Raw genomic sequence first — 15,925 nt, 5'->3', positions numbered from 1 at the left:
TTGATCACTGCTCAGATAGCTTAAGTTTCGATTGAGGGAGGGGATGATATGAGAAACATAGTCGCAGGCATCGCAGCCGCACTTATCGTCAGTGCAACCAGTTGGGCAATGCAATCTGACAAATATGGTAATCCGGAAATTGATACGGATGAGCCAATTCAATTTGTTACCAAAAAATCAGGCCGCTTTGACGGAAATAGCGTTAGTTACCGCACCGTTGCAGGTGATACGTTTCTGCGTGGCAGTGACGGTGAACCTGAAGCAGCCTATTTCTCAATGGCTTACATCAAGGAAGGCGTAACAGACCCAACAACGCGTCCGGTTACTTTCATCTTTAACGGTGGGCCAAGCTCTGCATCCATGTGGCTGCATATGGGCGTGTTCGGGCCAAAGCGTGTGGTTATTCCTTCTGACCCAGATGATGACGGCGCGCCACCATATGATGTTGTGAATAACCCAGAGACCATTCTGGATGTATCTGATCTCGTTTTCATTGATCCCATAGGTACAGGCCTTAGTCGTTCAATCGACGATAATGACCCTCGCAAACATTGGGGCGTGCTGGAAGACGCAGAGTCAGTTGCAAAATTTGTTCGACAATGGATCGTGGATAATAACCGGTGGAATAGCCCCAAATTTATAGCGGGTGAAAGTTACGGCACAGTGCGTGCTTCCATCATGGCTGACGAGCTAACCAACAAACACAATATTGGGCTGAACGGGATCATGCTGATCTCTGCTGTTCTGGACTACCAAAACAGCCGAATTCAGGATGGTAGCATCATGGGCTATGTCTCATTCTTGCCAAGCTTTGCAGCAACAGCGTGGTATCATAACAAGCTACCAAACAAACCAGAAAATTTGGAAACATTTCTTGATGAAGTCCGGACGTTTGCGCGCACTGAATATGCAACTGCACTGATTGAAGGCACGAGAATGGATGATGCACGCCAAGCTGCCATCATTGATAAGTTGCATAATTATACCGGATTGAAGAAGTCATACCTTAAAGCCGCAAACATGCGAGTGCATGTGTTTCGTTTCTTCAAAGAGCTGATGCGCGATGAAGGTAAAGTTGTTGGCCGGTTGGACAGTCGTTATTTGGGCGAAGAACCAGACGCTGCTGGCGAATTCTTTATGGGCGACCCTTTTTCATACGCATCCGGCAATGCATTTAACGTGGCAATCAACGATCATTTGCGCAACTTCATGGATGTGGAAATTGAAAACCGCGAATACAATATGTCTGCGCGTGCTGCAAAACGTTTCAAATGGAACTGGAACGTTTGGGGCAAAGATTTGCCAAACGGCGGGCGCTTTATCAACGTGATCCCGTACCTTGGTAAAACGATGCGCCGCAACAAAGACATGCGTGTTCTTGTTACCCAAGGCTACTATGATTTTGCGACGCCGTTTTTCGGAGCGGAAAACGCACTAGCAGAAGTTGATATTGTGAAAGAGCGTGTTGAGTTCACATATTATGAAGCTGGGCACATGATGTATGTTCATGAGCCATCAAGATTACAATTTCTGAAAGATATTCGCACCTTCATTCAGGAAAACGACAAGCAGTAGTGCACTGTCGATACAGCATAAAAAAGCGCTGCACATTATGTGCGGCGCTTTCTTTAGGAGACAACCTGCGTTATTAAGTGATTAGTTCATGGCCACATTGCCAGCATCAAGCTGTTCAGTAACAGCCTCTTCACTTTCTTCATCTGCTTGTGCTGATTGTTCATCAGTCAGTGCGCGATGTGTTGGAAACTTAACGGTAACCAATGTGCCGGCGCCGCGTTTGGAGTCGATCATCAATATGCCTTCATGCAATTCAACAAACGTATTCACAAGCGACAGACCAAGCGCAGCCCTTTCGTGGGAGCGCGTAATCAAACTATCGCCATGGCCAAATGGCATCGTGGCGCGCTCAATATCAGCACTGGTCATACCATTTCCATTATCTTCCACAAGCATCACTACCTGATGATCTTTGGTCACGTGCGCTGACATCCTGATATGCTGCCCGGCCTCGCTATGACTGATGGCATTAGTTAACAGATTAAGCGTTACCTGACGGATCATCCGCGTATCTGCAATAAGGCTGATGCGATGGTTACATGAGACGCTAATTTTAACTGATTTTTTGCTCGCTTCTTCGTGCTTAAGTGCTGCGCATTGCTGCAAAATATTGACCAGATCCACATTTTCTTCACGCAGGATCATGCGGCCAGCCTGTATCTTACTGAGGTCAAGCAAATCACCGATCACATCCAGAAGCTGCTGCCCACTTTCATTAACAATGTTCAGATATTCTTTATACTCGGGCGCACCCAGCTTGCCAAAAGCCTCAGCTTCCATCAGCTCAGTAAAACCGATAATGGCATTTAATGGTGTACGCAGCTCATGACTCATGTTTGCAAGGAAATCACTTTTGTCCTGATTAGCCTTGGCTGCTTCGTCTGCTGTCTTCTTAAGTTTTTGCGTTAAGTGCCGCAGTTCTGTTTCCGCAGTTTTGCGGCGCGCAACTTCGTCTGATAAACCAGACGTAAGCTTTATCCAGCGCATTACGCCCATGGCAATCAGGATTGATCCTGGAAGAAAGCCAAGAGCCATAATAGCTATACGACCATATACTGATTGAAGAGCATCCCACGCCAAAGCATGTGCCGCGAAATCGAGGCCTGTAGACATAGCAAGTAACCCACAACCGCAAAGCATGTGGATATGTTTACGCACCAGAGCTTTATTCCCACCGCATTCAACAATGATCGCAACTGGCGTGAAGACCAATAGCGCAAAGAAAAAAAGCTCAGCATACCAATATGGCATATATGTCCCCCAACGAGAGAACGCAGGTCGCCAATTCTTTTGACTGTTCTGCTACGTTCCGTATTGTCCCGTCGATTTACTTTGCATTTTTATGGATAAAAAATGTTGACCCAAATAAAGCAAAAAATCTCAGTCTTAATACCAACTCCGTGCACACTCCAAACTCAACCATGCGATGACAAATGTCCTGTCACACTACTTAAGAATGTACGTAACTCCCCCTAATGTAGCAAATAAAACGCTTAACGGGTATAAAATAGTTGATTCATCGGTACGTTTACACCTTTGGATAGTAAGTGAGTCAAATACACAAGCCTCATAAAATCAGGCAATTGGCTACATTTTACCTGAAATTATTTTTTGAATTTTCTTGCTAAGATTTCGGTATATTTTGAACGACTGCTGCGATAAAACGCACTTAATTAAGTTCGATTTCACATAATAATAACGATATACTAGATCAGTATTTGTTACAGTATTTAAGAAGAAGGACAAGCCATTGCCAAAGCCAAAATACAGAATAATAAAATTCTGGATGTGGCCAATATGGATACTTGCCTTGCTGACCACTGCAAAGTCCTTCAAAGACAATCCCGTTATAGGCGCCAAACTTCTCAATCGTCTAGGTTTACATATCAGCCGTGTCTTCATCGCCAGAGGGATAACATGGTTACGCTGGTGGTTGCTGTCCCCTTTGCTTAAACGCTCTTATCGAAAAGACTTTCACACAAATGGCTTTGTCATCATTCCAGACTTTCTGGACACATCAGTTGTGCAAGCCATTCGTGAGGAAATAAAAACCCACGCCAGGGAAACCCGCGCAATGACACAGGGCAATACTGACACGCAGCGCATCCTACTTGATACCAGTGCGCTGCACGGCAAACCGATGTTGAAAAATCTTTGCTACTCCAACGCGCTCATTAATGCGCTCCGCTACGGTGCCGCAACATTTTCCATACCTTTGCTTTACGTTCAGCGTATCCGCAACGGCTTCCACGCTGGAAAACAAGATCCACAAAAGACCATGCACGCCGACACATTTCACCCCACAATGAAAGCGTGGCTTTTTCTTGAGGATGTAACGCCTGAGAAAGGACCATTTACTTATGTGCCTGGTTCACAGCGCTTAACAACGAAGCGGATAAAGTGGGAGTATCAACGATCTTGTAGTGCCGCATCAAACCCTGATGGTTACTCTGAAAAAGGATCATTCAGAGCCAGCGCCGAAGACCTGAAGGCAATGGGGCTTCCCGACTCAACAGGTGTGTGCGTATCTGCAGGCACACTCGTTATTGCCAACACAAACGGCTTTCATGGCCGAGGCATGGCTGAAAGCGGCTCTTCTCGTCTCGAAATATGGGCCTACAACAGACCGAACCCGTTTAATCCGTTTCCTGGATTGCCATTCAGGTTCGTTGCTCACTTAAAAAACCACGCCTTAAAAACCTTCTGGCGGCGAAAGGACAAAGTTGCAAAACACAAGGGCAGCAAATCAAGCTGGCACCTGATAAAGGCAAGCGAAATGACCGATTTTGATGCTTGAACCAAAAGTCTATGTGCCTGAATACGCATAAAAATATCAACAATTCTATTTGAAATGCTGCTGAAAACGCTATGGTGGCACACATGCGGTGGCACATGGTCGTAACCGGCGTACAGGTATAAACACCACGATGAGGTGAAATTTATGGCTAGCACCCCTCTTGCGGCAATTGTTCTTGCAGCTGGCAAGGGCACACGCATGCGCTCCAACTTGCACAAGGTTTTACACCCGATCGCAGGCAAGCCGATGATCATGCATTTGCTTGATACGGTTGACGCACTTGCCCCGTCCAAGAAAATCCTCGTGGTCGGCGACCGCGCGGAACAACTGCGGTCTGCCATTGATGATGTTGAGTTTGCCTTACAAACAGAACAGTTTGGTACAGGCCATGCCGTGCAGATGGCGCTACCTGCACTCAACGGCTTTTCTGGTGATTTGCTTGTACTATACGGCGATGTTCCCTTTGTGCCACTTTCTGTGATGGAAGCTATGCAGGCTGCAAGAGAGAGTGCTTCTTTGGTTGTGCTCGGCTTTGAAGCGAGTGTTCCGGGCGCCTATGGTCGCTTGATCACTGATGAAGATGGTTCCTTGGCCAGAATCGTTGAGTTTAAAGATGCAAATGAAACTGAACGTGCTGTTACACTCTGCAACTCGGGCATGATGCTTATTGCTGGTGACAAAGCCGCAACATGGCTCGAGGCACTAGATAACAATAACGCGGCTGGCGAGTATTATCTGACAGATTTAGTTGAAATTGCCCGCGATGACGGCGCAACCAGCACTGTCGTGACAGCAGCAGAGCACGACGTTATGGGTGTGAACAGCCGTATCGACCTCGCCGCTGCAGAAGCCGCATTTCAGGCACTGGCACGCATAAACGCAATGGAGAGCGGTGTCACACTTATGGCGCCGGAAACGGTGTTCTTCAGCCATGACACAGTCATTGGTCGTGATGTGACAATTGAACCTAGTGTAGTATTTGGCCCCGGTGTCACTGTGGCTGACGGTGTTACCATAAAAGCATTTACCCACCTTGAGGGTGCAACCATTCATGAAGATGCCAGTGTCGGCCCATATGCTCGCTTGCGCCCTGGCGCAGACATTGGTGCAGGCTCAAAAATCGGTAACTTTGTTGAGATCAAGAAAGCGAAGCTTGATCGCGGTGTGAAAGTTAGCCATCTCACATATATAGGCGATGCAACGGTCGGCGCAGAGGCCAATATCGGCGCAGGTACAATCACCTGCAACTATGATGGTTTCTTGAAATACCAAACAAATATAGGCGCTGGCGCATTCATTGGCTCAAACAGCGCCCTAGTTGCACCTGTCAATATTGGCGCAGGTGTTATTGTTGGTGCTGGCAGCGTCATTACAAAAGACGTACCTTCTGACGCGCTTGCCGTGTCTCGTGCCAAGCAGCGTGACATAAAAGGGTATGCAGCTAAATTCCGATCTGAAAAAGCAGCGGAAAAGGCGGAAAAGAATAACACCAGTGACAAGAAAGAGGGCTAAGCTATGTGCGGCATCATTGGCATTCTAGGTAATAGTCCTGCAGTTCCACGATTAATGGAAAGCCTGCGCAGGCTAGAATACCGCGGTTACGATTCCGCAGGTGTTGCAACACTTGATGACGGAATTCTGGATCGGCGGCGTGCGCCTGGCAAATTGTCTGCACTGGATGCTGCGCTTGCAAGTGAACCGCTGGCTGGCAACAGCGGCATTGGTCATACCCGCTGGGCAACACACGGGCAACCTACTGTCACCAATGCGCACCCCCACATGACAGACACCGTGGCTGTTGTGCACAACGGCATCATCGAAAATTTCAAATCATTGAAGGCTGAGCTAACAGCCAAAGCTGTTTCCTTTGAAGGCGAAACTGACACTGAAGTGGTGACCCGCTTAATCACCCAGTATTTGGCTGAAGGCCTAAGCCCGCGCGATGCTTTTCAAACCACGCTTGGCCGTTTGCAAGGCGCATTTGCTCTTTGTGTACTGATCAGCGGCAATGATGACCTGATGTTTGGTGCGCGCGAGGGCAGCCCCCTCGTTGTTGGGCTTGGCACAGGTGAGAATTACCTTGGTTCAGATGCGATGGCACTTGCAAGTCTGTCAAACCGGTTGATCTATCTGGAAGAAGGTGACTGGGTTGAAGTAACCCGGAATGAAGTAAAGACCTTCGACCGCAACAACAACCCTGTCAAACGCGCGGGAACCATCAGCCAGGTAGCGGCAACCATGATTGACAAGGGCAATCACCGCCACTTCATGCAGAAGGAAATTTTTGAACAACCAACCGTGGTGGCACAGGTTCTGGGGCGCTATCTGGACCCCAACGCAGGCACCATCAACCTGCCTGACATGCCGTTTGATTTAGCTACAGTGCCTAAAATTACACTTGTTGCATGCGGCACCAGCTTTTACGCGGCACAGGTGGCGCGTTACTGGATTGAGAAAATAGCACGTGTGCCTGTTGAGGTAGATATTGCAAGCGAATTTCGCTACCGTGATCCGGTTTATCAGGACGGTGGGCTTGCAATCTTCATATCGCAATCCGGCGAAACGATGGACACACTTGCCGCACTTAGACACGCGAAAGACGCAGGCCAGCACATCGCCGTTATCGTTAACGTAACGGGCTCGTCAATGGCACGCGAAGCCGACCTTGTTATGCCTATTCACGCTGGACCTGAAATTGGGGTGGCCAGCACAAAGGCATTTACGTGCCAGCTCGCCGTTTTGGCCGCCTTCTCGGTTGCTCTCGCTAAAGCAAAAGGGCAAATTGATGATGATGCCGTAACAGCCTATGTAAGCGAGCTTGAACGCACACCAAAGCTGATGGCGCAAATTCTGGCTGGCGACGAGGAAATTGCAGCCATAGCTGCCAAAATTTCAAATGCACGCGACATATTGTTTGTTGGGCGCGGCATTCATTTCCCTATCGCAATGGAAGGCGCGCTGAAACTGAAAGAAATCAGCTATATTCACGCTGAAGGCTATGCCGCAGGCGAGTTAAAACACGGCCCAATCGCGCTGATTGATGAAAACGTACCAGTTATTGGTATTGCCCCCAACGACGCATTAGCTGAAAAAACCGTATCCAATCTGCAGGAAATCATGGCGCGCAAAGGAAAAGTGGTGCTGTTCTCGGACGATGCTGCCGCAAACCATGAAGGCATGCTGGCACACTTTACCATGCCGTCAGGCGGTGATTTGATCACGCCCATTCTCTATGCTTTGCCTGTACAATTATTATCGTACCACGCAGCGGTAGAAAAAGGCACTGACGTTGATATGCCGCGCAACCTCGCCAAATCCGTAACTGTAGAATAGAAAACCTAACACACAGACAGATGTTATCCGTGCGTTAGGTTCTTGAGTTTATTTAGCTACACGGCTAGCTGGATCACGTAACTCATTGCGTGTTTGCGATTGAAACAACCAGTGACGTCTGTCGATTCTGACTTTGCTAGTTGGCGTATCATAGCGCTCATCGACCAGTTTACGGATTGCTTTGCTGAACATTAGCTCGCGTTGCCAAGGTATCTCATGACCCAATCCCTTAATGGCAACGGTCTCTCTTTGAGGTGCATTTGTTATATGTTTCTCCATATAAGCCACATTCCCAAAAGGCACCAAAACATCAGCCGTCCCGTGCATAATTATAGTCGGAGCCTGGATGTTACTGAGCATCGGCCTCATCGCCTCCAGCTGTTCTGGCAGTGAAAGTAGCTCTTTGTTGATAATCTTCAGGTCCTTCGGCACAAACCATGAAATAACAGGCGCATTGCCAAGCTTTTGTACAAAAAGTGGCTCAGGCTCTAACGCTGGGTCAACCGATGACGATGCCAGAAGCAAACCGCCGATCTTATCTCCGTGTCGTATAGCCACCATTGCAGCAATAGGGCCACCAGAAGAATGGCCGACAACAATTGGTTTTTGACCATTCTTCTCAGTTAGCAAAGGTGCTACCGCATCAGCCTGAGCCTCAAGTGAAGCAACAAGCTTATACGGTGTTGTCTCCCCGTACCCGGGACGGTCAACTACAAGATATTCGATGTCATTTGGTGCGTTCCGCAAAAACCGGTAATAATCAACCGCAGCACCAGGTGTCCCGTGTATGATAATCACACGGCGGCCACCACTTTGTGAACTGAGGTAAGACACGTTAAACGTACCTTCTGTGGTGTCAGCAACAACACTGTTACGCTTCACAAAATCATTACCTGCAAAGTAATTCTTATCGCCAGATGCGCACGAGGCCAATGCCAGTAGCGCAACGATTGGAATACATATTTTTTTAAGCTTATTCATCGTTGCTCCTCCTCATTCCGGCTTAAGACTGGTTGAGAGTGAGGTGTATAATCTTGCTCGAGAAGAAGGCGGATCAACGGATAAAACGAGTCATAAAAATCGGCATCTAACGGTGTGTTACTTGCAAAAATTACCACGGTATTATCATCGGGAAAATAATTATACCCCACTTCAAAAACGGGCAATCCGTTGCTAGCGTTGAATAAACCAACGTTCAACAACCACGGTGTACCTGACCATGTTTCTGTAATACTGATCCCGTACCCTTGGTCGATATCAGCCTCAAATCGTTCGGTCAGCCCTATGTGCCGCATGTCAAGGAGCTGAACCAAATCCGACGACAGTATTTTGCCATCCCGAAGAGCCAGATGCCATTGGTATAAATCACTAACCGTAGACGACAGCCCTAAACTGCCTTTCAGGTAAGGCGGCAAACTGGCATTCTTTGATAAAAGCTCAACCAAGTTTCCTTGAGACTTACCTTCATCGCCAGCATAAGCATTGGCAAGCTGTTCAGGCTTCCAATCTGGTAGCATATAACCAGTGTTTTTTATGTTCGCTGGCTCAAAAAGGTACTCATTCAAAAATGCTTCAAAAGATTGCCCTGAGCGTTTTTCAACAATCAGCGCAAGCAAATTATACCCAAGGTTAAAAGTGATACTGCGTTCACCCGGTTGGAACGCAAAGGTTGGCAAATAAACAGCCGGAGAAATACTATCTTCCTGTGAAAAAACATCCTTCAGAAATGCTTCTTCACTGGCGACCTCCAGAACATCAAGTTTATCATCTTCAAACAGGCCAGGTGTATGAGTAAGTAGATGATGCACCGTAATATTTTGCTTATTTTCTGGCACATTATCGAAGAAATTTGGGAGCGTATCATCAAGGTTCAACTTACCTTGTTCAACCAGCTTCAAGACAGCCGTAGCAGTGAAATACTGAGTAAGCCCTCCTATTTCGAAGACTGTATCCAAGCCGTTTGGTATATTATCCTCTCGATTTGCGAGGCCGTATCCTTGCCCATGGATTATCTCGCCATCCTGGGCAATCAAAAGTGCCCCGGAGAACTTATCACTTATATTTTCGGTTAAAAATCGCTCTACTTTATCGGCAGATGACACGTTGTACAGAGCTGCTGCGCCTGAGGCTGCTGTGGAAGCAGTCAACAGACCTACTGTTATCCCTATACTCATTATCTGACCGATATGTGCTCTCAAAGTAGCCATATCGTATTCCTCTTTTGTCGTATTTTATCGTTTTTATAGTTGTGAAATGAGCTTAAAAACTCCTCTCAACTTTGTCACATCACTTATTATTGATACAATAATCTGTCGTTAAAGGACGTAACCCCTTGAAATAATGCAGCTAGTATTAACGGCGAGCTATTGGCGGCATTAACGGTAAAACCAAAAATTGTCATACCAGCATCCAGCGTATCTTCGAGACAAAACCAGACATACTTACCTGAAATGTTGACTCTGTTGTAAAAAACGCAACCATAAGCCCTGCTTTATGCTTGTCGGGAGGGACTTGATGCACATTTCCACTACGAAAATACCATCAACATTAGTTTACGCGATTACCTGCATAGTCATTAGTGCACAAGCTTTTGCTACAACCGTAGATGAAGCCAGGCAAATCGCAGTAGATTTGCAACCTCGCATCCGCATTGAAGGCCATCCGCCTGAGTTAAGTACGCTCAAAGAACGCATGGCTCATTATAATGTGCCCGGTGTTTCGATTGCCTTTATGAAAAACCATAAAGTTGCATGGACCTACACCGAGGGGGTTATTGATAAAGTCACCAACAGACCAGTTGATGAACACACGGTTTTTCAGGCTGCCAGTATTTCAAAGCCTGTCTTTGCTACAACATTAATGCGTTACCGCGCTGAACACGGTTTGGACCTTGACGCAGACGTCAACACATTGCTGACAAGCTGGAAGTTACCTGAGCATAAATGGCAAGCTTCATCGCCTGTTACACTGCGCCGTTTGCTTAGTCACTCAGCAGGCACAACAGTGCATGGCTTCCGCGGATACACTGCAGGTGAAAATGTACCAACATTAACTGGCGTGTTAAACGGCACGCCTCCCGCTAACTCAGCGGCGGTTGTCGTTGATATTGAGCCTGGCACAAAGTTCCGCTACTCAGGCGGCGGCACCACGCTTGCTCAACTCGCTCTGCAGGATGTGTCCGGCGAAGCCTTGGCAAGTATGGCAAAAAGATACATCTTTGAGCCCCTGAACATGCGCCGCAGCGCATACGCACAACCACTGAACGCTGATCTTAGCGCCAATGCTGCCGTGCCTTACAACAGTTCAGGTGAACCTGTTCCCGGCGGTGCGCATACATATGCAACAATGGCGGCAGCCGGACTGTGGACCACCCCGTCTGATTTGCTGCGCTTAGCAGGAGCTATCCAGCGCGCACATAACGGCTCTGATCAATCGTTCCTGAGCCAAACTACAACATCTGAAATATTAACCCGGCAGTCAGATCAGGTTGGTGTTGGCTTCTTCCTGAATAACAAAGGGGAAGTAACCTCTTTCTCCCACGGCGGTGCTAACGAAGGGTTTCGCGCTAATCTTTTCGCCCACACAGAAACAGGCGACGGGGTCGCCGTAATGACGAACGGTGATAATGGGGGGGCGCTTATTGCCGAAATACTTACTCGCATCAGTGAACTGTATAATTGGCAAGAACGAAAACCTGTTATTAAAACCCTTGTTGAACTCACCAGCGAACAACTGACAAGCCTGGCGGGCACATATATTACAGACGATAGTGACAGCCATGAGATTATCGTGACAACTGAAGGTGAAACAATTGTTGTAAACATCGGTGAGTTTGTTGTGGACCAAGTGTTTTACCCGGAAGGTGAAACCGCGTTTTTCACAATGAAAGGAGCATCACTTACTTTCCGCCACAATACTGATAGCAAGGTAATTTCCCTGAACTACAATGGCTTTGTGGATGCAAACAAAGTTAAATAACAGGCAGATATTCATTTCAATACCCACCTGTTGTCTTAGCTACTATGCAGAAAAATTAGCGTCAGCCTTAGCAATTAGGTCAGCTTCGTTTTCTTTATTCCATAACTCTAATGCATCGGTGTCATCATTTTTCAAAAACAAAAATAGACGACCGTCGGACACTTTGTAATTAGTAGGGTCAATTGGGAAATTTTCCTTGATGGACATGCCAAATGCACAAGCACCGCCATAAGCAGGTACGTATTTAGTGGGTTCTGCATCAAACATGGCTTTTGCATCAGCACTTACCAAATGATAAATTACATCATCGTGAGTTGAGGCAAATTCAGCACTACCTTTTAAAGGGCCATCTGCAACAAAATAAGCAACAGGGCAGTAACCGTCGAGTGCAGGTTGATCGTTATTCATGTCTTTTCTCCATTTTTTTTAAGATAATGGACCCTATAATCGCCACTCCTTAACTAACTCAAGAAAAACATGGCCAACCGTACGATCAGTCATTTTTTAAATACGATCTAATATAATTCGTAGCAAATATAGGAAAAATCAGAACGATCTGAATAAAAAGGCAACATAAAAATAGTTCAAAAATGATGAAATTTAATTATTTGCATTTCTAAAGAGAAAACATCACATAACCTTACAAAGGTTGCTACATTAGGATAGAAAATCCAACACACAGAAATTTTGTATGTGTTGGTGGATAAAACACGGCGATGTTGAATAGTGAAAACTAGCTAACAACTATCACCTGCTTGTCTTTGTGACCATTTCTTCATATAAGAGAAGCATGCATGATCACGCACATACTTTACAGCAACAGGCCACCTTCATAGAGGTGTGTCAGGCTGGATCACGCATATAACCCTGAAGTTATAATTCAGGATTGATTTGAAAAAGCCTCGCCGCCACAAGCGGGGTTTTCTTTGTGCGGCTCCGCATATGAGCGAGCCAGACAAAGGATATAGAAATGTCTTTTCACAGTGACGCAGAAATAGACCGCATTGCCGAAGGCATTAAGAGCCTGACTTTACCCAAAAGAGAATGGACACATGCCGCACATTTCGCCGCTGCCGTGTGGTTTACTGAAAACCCTGATTATAATGCGCAGCGTGACATGCCTAGCATTATATGGCGGTACAATGAAGCAACGGGTGTAGAGAATACCGACACGGGCGGCTACCACGAAACCATCACACAAGCATCCCTTCTAGCGACAAGCCACATGGTTGCTAGGGTGGATAGTAGTTTACCACTTTATGAAAAGGTGAACCGGATAATTGCTTCGCCTTTCGGCAAGCCAGATTGGCTGCTTGCCTACTGGTCTAAAGATGTGCTGTTTTCCGTGCAGGCGCGGCGCGTTTGGGTCGGGCCTGACATAAAGCCGCTTGTGTTTTCTTAAAGATTAAGGTGCGCCTTCCACCCGAGGCATGATAGCCTCGGGATTGTATCTATGACGGAGGCACACAATGTCGACATTATACTGTTTGTGTATGCAGGAACCAGCATTCTTGCCGCACCACGCGCATTAAATGGCACGCAACGCAATAATTATTGGCGGCGGGCACAACGGTCTGGTGTGTGCCTTTTATCTGGCACGTGCAGGACTGAATGTTCGCGTGCTTGAGCGCAGAGGTGTTGTTGGCGGTGCTGCTGTTACAGAAGAATTTCACCCCGGTTTTAGGAACTCGGTCGCGTCCTATACAGTCAGCCTTTTAAACCCCAAGGTCATCAACGATATGAACCTTCACGGCCACGGACTGAAGGTTCTGGAGCGCCGCGTTAACAACATGTGGCCACATGAGGACGGCAATTTCCTGTCGTTTCCTGTTGGTAGTGAAAAACTTCATGCTGAAATAGCCCTGTTTTCCAGGAATGACGCAGCGGCACTTGACCGCTATTTCCGCGATATCGAGATGGTCGCAGACTTGATGCGCAGTCTGCTGCTGGAAACGCCGCCTAATGCCGGAGGCGGCCTGCTTGAGCTTTTCAAAGTTGCAAAGCAAGGCAATCTCTTTCGCAAATTATCAGTTGATGACAAGCAAACCGTGATGGACGTTTTCACCAAAAGTGTCGCTGACTTTCTCGATATGTACTTTGAAAATGACCATGTGAAGGCTGCTTTTGCATTTGATGGTGTCGTTGGCACCTACGCCAGCACAAAAACCCCCGGCACAGCCTATGTCCTATTGCATCATGCCTTCGGTGAAGTGAACGGCAAAAAAGGAGTGTGGGGACATGCGGTTGGCGGCATGGGTGCCATTACACAAGCAATGGCACACGCCGTAGAAGCACAAGGCGGCGTCATTGAAACCAATGCACCTGTAAGCAAGGTGTTGATTGAAAATGGCAAAGCTGTCGGTGTGCAGCAAGAAAACGGCACAGAGTTGCTGGCCGATATTGTCGTCGCGAATGTAAACCCCAGTTTACTCTATAGCCAAATGCTGGATGCAGAGCATTTACCTGAAGGCTTCAACCGCAGGATAAAACACTATAAGAACGGCTCTGGCACATTCCGTATGAATGTAGCCTTGAACAAGTTGCCGCAGTTTACATGTCTACATAAGCAAAGCAGAGCAACAGAGGATCATTTAACCGGCGGTATCATCATCGCGCCTACCACTGATTATATTAACAAAGCCTACTATGACGCAGTAGAGCACGGCTGGTCCCGTGCGCCGATTGTTGAAATGCTGATACCATCAACGCTTGATAATACATTGGCGCCCAAAAACATGCATGTAGCTAGTCTTTTCTGCCAGCAGTTTGACCCTGACATTGATTGGGATGTACACCGTGAAAGTGCTGCTGACCTGATCATTGACACCGTTGAGCGCCATGCCCCCGGTTTCAAAGGCAGCATCCTTGGCCGGCAAATTCTAAGCCCGCTTGACCTTGAACGCACCTTTGGCTTGACCAAGGGCGACATTATGCACGGGAACCTCAGCCTCAACCAGATGTTCAGTGCACGCCCTTTGCTTGGTCACGGCAATTACCGTGGCCCATTAAAGGGGCTTTATATGTGTGGTTCAGGCACCCATCCGGGCGGCGGTGTAACGGGTGCACCCGGCCATAATGCAGCGCATGAGATACTGCGTGATTAACACGAGCAACCGCAAACCCTCATTGCTCACAGTACAGTCGGGCTCACAGTGCAGTCAGGTAAGCAAATCTGGACCAAGACATTTCTCAGTATACAAACTAACGGCAGGAACTACTCAGTAAAGCGTATCTAATCCGCACGATTAGTGCCATAAAGGTGTTTCTGCATATACTGCGCTTTCAAAATTATCCGCTTAACGGTTTTGTTGCACATTGATGATGTCGCAACTGGATAGCGCATTCGATATTTATTCAGAAAAGATAAAGCCCTTTCATGCATGTGCATGAATAGTGGTTACAGGTATGCCGGGACACTTCGGCAAAAAGGAAAAGTTATGCTTACCGAGCCGAAGAAACCAACCATATCGATTGCTGTATCCCTTATATTGTCACTATGTATGCTGAGCACATCAGCGACAGCACAATCTGCCATACCAGACAACGCCAGAGCCAAAAGTTACGGCGCAGGGTGGGAGTGTGTACCGGGCTTTCGTATCAACGGTGAACAATGTGACGCCATCAACATGCCTGAAAATTCATACCCCACAGGACGCAGTTATGGCAGGGGTTGGGAATGCATTCGTGGGTTTGCTGAAGAACAACAGGCATGTACGCCTATCACAATACCCGAGAATGGCTTTCTGGGCGCTAACGGCAGCCGCATTAAATGTAATCGGGGCTACAAGCTCAGCAGCGGTGACACACTGTGCAAAGCTGTTGTTGTTCCAGCCAATGCATATTTGGACAAGCAAGGCGATGGATGGGAATGTGCAAGACAATTCCGTAAATATAACGAAACATGTGAAAGTATCGAAACACCCGCCAATGCATATCGAACCTCTTCCAGTTATGGCAGTGGGTGGGCATGTGAACGCGGTTACATAGCAACCGATGATATGTGCAAACCTATTCAGGTTCCCGCGAACGCTTACCTGACAGGTGAACAAACTGGCAGTGGGTGGCGATGTGAACGGGGATACAGTGCAACTCGAACAGCATGTCTGGTTATACGATTACCCAAGAATGCACACATTGATTATTCCGGCAATGCATGGCAGTGCGACCTGCCATTCAGAAAAGACAACAATAGCTGTGTCTTGTCATAGTCGTTGTTAACCCTTTGCTTGAAAACCATTGTGA

The 15,925-nt window shown here is 47.2% G+C and carries 12 protein-coding genes; 8 read left to right on the top strand and 4 right to left on the bottom strand.

Features of this window, described 5'->3' with window-relative positions; translation table 11 throughout:
* The first annotated feature begins 48 nt into the window (after nucleotides 1-48).
* Nucleotides 49-1,575 (top strand): S10 family peptidase, encoded by a 1,527-nt coding sequence (locus OEU88_RS07745; RefSeq protein WP_262694576.1) that lies wholly within the window; start codon nucleotides 49-51, stop codon nucleotides 1,573-1,575.
* Nucleotides 1,576-1,656: 81 nt separating this feature from the next.
* On the opposite strand, the gene OEU88_RS07740 is transcribed toward OEU88_RS07745, so the two are convergent.
* Nucleotides 1,657-2,826, bottom strand: coding sequence for a sensor histidine kinase (locus OEU88_RS07740; protein WP_262694575.1), 1,170 nt, complete (start codon nucleotides 2,824-2,826; stop codon nucleotides 1,657-1,659).
* Nucleotides 2,827-3,325: 499 nt separating this feature from the next.
* Here OEU88_RS07740 and OEU88_RS07735 point away from each other — a divergent pair, with 499 nt between their 5' ends.
* The 3 genes from OEU88_RS07735 to glmS all read left to right on the top strand — a co-directional run bounded on the left by OEU88_RS07735 (nucleotide 3,326) and on the right by glmS (nucleotide 7,705).
* Complete coding sequence (locus OEU88_RS07735) at nucleotides 3,326-4,372, top strand: phytanoyl-CoA dioxygenase family protein (protein ID WP_262694574.1); 1,047 nt, start codon at nucleotides 3,326-3,328, stop codon at nucleotides 4,370-4,372.
* 144 nt (nucleotides 4,373-4,516) lie between these two features.
* Nucleotides 4,517-5,884, top strand: coding sequence for a bifunctional UDP-N-acetylglucosamine diphosphorylase/glucosamine-1-phosphate N-acetyltransferase GlmU (glmU, locus tag OEU88_RS07730; RefSeq protein ID WP_262694573.1), 1,368 nt, complete (start codon nucleotides 4,517-4,519; stop codon nucleotides 5,882-5,884).
* 3 nt (nucleotides 5,885-5,887) lie between these two features.
* Entirely contained in the window at nucleotides 5,888-7,705 is a 1,818-nt protein-coding gene (glmS, locus tag OEU88_RS07725) for a glutamine--fructose-6-phosphate transaminase (isomerizing) (RefSeq protein ID WP_262694572.1), read from the top strand.
* A gap of 48 nt (nucleotides 7,706-7,753) precedes the next feature.
* Here glmS and OEU88_RS07720 read toward each other — a convergent pair whose 3' ends face one another.
* Complete coding sequence (locus tag OEU88_RS07720; RefSeq protein WP_262694570.1) at nucleotides 7,754-8,686, bottom strand: alpha/beta fold hydrolase; 933 nt, start codon at nucleotides 8,684-8,686, stop codon at nucleotides 7,754-7,756.
* Nucleotides 8,683-9,912 (bottom strand): serine hydrolase domain-containing protein, encoded by a 1,230-nt coding sequence (locus OEU88_RS07715; RefSeq protein ID WP_262694569.1) that lies wholly within the window; start codon nucleotides 9,910-9,912, stop codon nucleotides 8,683-8,685. Before OEU88_RS07715 ends, OEU88_RS07720 begins: the two co-directional genes overlap by 4 nt.
* A 307-nt stretch (nucleotides 9,913-10,219) precedes the next feature.
* On the opposite strand from OEU88_RS07715, the gene OEU88_RS07710 reads away from it, so the two are divergent.
* Entirely contained in the window at nucleotides 10,220-11,683 is a 1,464-nt protein-coding gene (locus tag OEU88_RS07710; protein ID WP_262694568.1) for a serine hydrolase domain-containing protein, read from the top strand.
* A 42-nt stretch (nucleotides 11,684-11,725) separates the two neighbouring features.
* On the opposite strand, the gene OEU88_RS07705 is transcribed toward OEU88_RS07710, so the two are convergent.
* The gene (locus tag OEU88_RS07705; protein WP_262694567.1) at nucleotides 11,726-12,091 is read right to left on the bottom strand and encodes a YHS domain-containing (seleno)protein; all 366 of its coding nucleotides are present in this window, start codon (nucleotides 12,089-12,091) and stop codon (nucleotides 11,726-11,728) included.
* A 562-nt stretch (nucleotides 12,092-12,653) separates the two neighbouring features.
* On the opposite strand from OEU88_RS07705, the gene OEU88_RS07700 reads away from it, so the two are divergent.
* The 3 genes from OEU88_RS07700 to OEU88_RS07690 all read left to right on the top strand — a co-directional run bounded on the left by OEU88_RS07700 (nucleotide 12,654) and on the right by OEU88_RS07690 (nucleotide 15,891).
* A complete protein-coding gene (locus OEU88_RS07700; protein WP_262694566.1) occupies nucleotides 12,654-13,085 on the top strand; it encodes a hypothetical protein in 432 nt (143 codons plus the stop codon).
* Nucleotides 13,086-13,215: 130 nt separating this feature from the next.
* Entirely contained in the window at nucleotides 13,216-14,787 is a 1,572-nt protein-coding gene (locus OEU88_RS07695) for a phytoene desaturase family protein (protein WP_262694565.1), read from the top strand.
* 333 nt (nucleotides 14,788-15,120) lie between these two features.
* Nucleotides 15,121-15,891 carry a hypothetical protein gene (locus tag OEU88_RS07690; RefSeq protein WP_262694564.1) on the top strand — a complete coding sequence of 257 codons (771 nt, stop codon included), beginning with the start codon at nucleotides 15,121-15,123 and terminating at the stop codon, nucleotides 15,889-15,891.
* Nucleotides 15,892-15,925: the final 34 nt, after the last annotated feature.

Origin of the sequence: Kordiimonas aquimaris, assembly GCF_025574485.1 — a bacterium.
Taxonomy (GTDB): Bacteria; Pseudomonadota; Alphaproteobacteria; order Sphingomonadales; family Kordiimonadaceae; genus Kordiimonas; species Kordiimonas aquimaris.
Note: the sequence above shows the minus strand (reverse complement) of the source record. Positions and strands in the feature narration are given on the sequence as shown.

Bases quoted from the DNA above. Each gene is read 5' to 3' on its own strand.
- glmS (WP_262694572.1), top strand. From the start codon at position 5,888: ATGTGCGGCATCATTGGCATTCTAGGTAATAGTCCTGCAGTTCCACGA.
- OEU88_RS07690 (WP_262694564.1), top strand. From the start codon at position 15,121: ATGCTTACCGAGCCGAAGAAACCAACCATATCGATTGCTGTATCCCTT.
- OEU88_RS07700 (WP_262694566.1), top strand. From the start codon at position 12,654: ATGTCTTTTCACAGTGACGCAGAAATAGACCGCATTGCCGAAGGCATT.
- OEU88_RS07740 (WP_262694575.1), bottom strand. From the start codon at position 2,826: ATGCCATATTGGTATGCTGAGCTTTTTTTCTTTGCGCTATTGGTCTTC.
- OEU88_RS07710 (WP_262694568.1), top strand. From the start codon at position 10,220: ATGCACATTTCCACTACGAAAATACCATCAACATTAGTTTACGCGATT.
- OEU88_RS07745 (WP_262694576.1), top strand. From the start codon at position 49: ATGAGAAACATAGTCGCAGGCATCGCAGCCGCACTTATCGTCAGTGCA.
- OEU88_RS07705 (WP_262694567.1), bottom strand. From the start codon at position 12,091: ATGAATAACGATCAACCTGCACTCGACGGTTACTGCCCTGTTGCTTAT.
- glmU (WP_262694573.1), top strand. From the start codon at position 4,517: ATGGCTAGCACCCCTCTTGCGGCAATTGTTCTTGCAGCTGGCAAGGGC.
- OEU88_RS07720 (WP_262694570.1), bottom strand. From the start codon at position 8,686: ATGAATAAGCTTAAAAAAATATGTATTCCAATCGTTGCGCTACTGGCA.
- OEU88_RS07715 (WP_262694569.1), bottom strand. From the start codon at position 9,912: ATGGCTACTTTGAGAGCACATATCGGTCAGATAATGAGTATAGGGATA.
- OEU88_RS07695 (WP_262694565.1), top strand. From the start codon at position 13,216: ATGGCACGCAACGCAATAATTATTGGCGGCGGGCACAACGGTCTGGTG.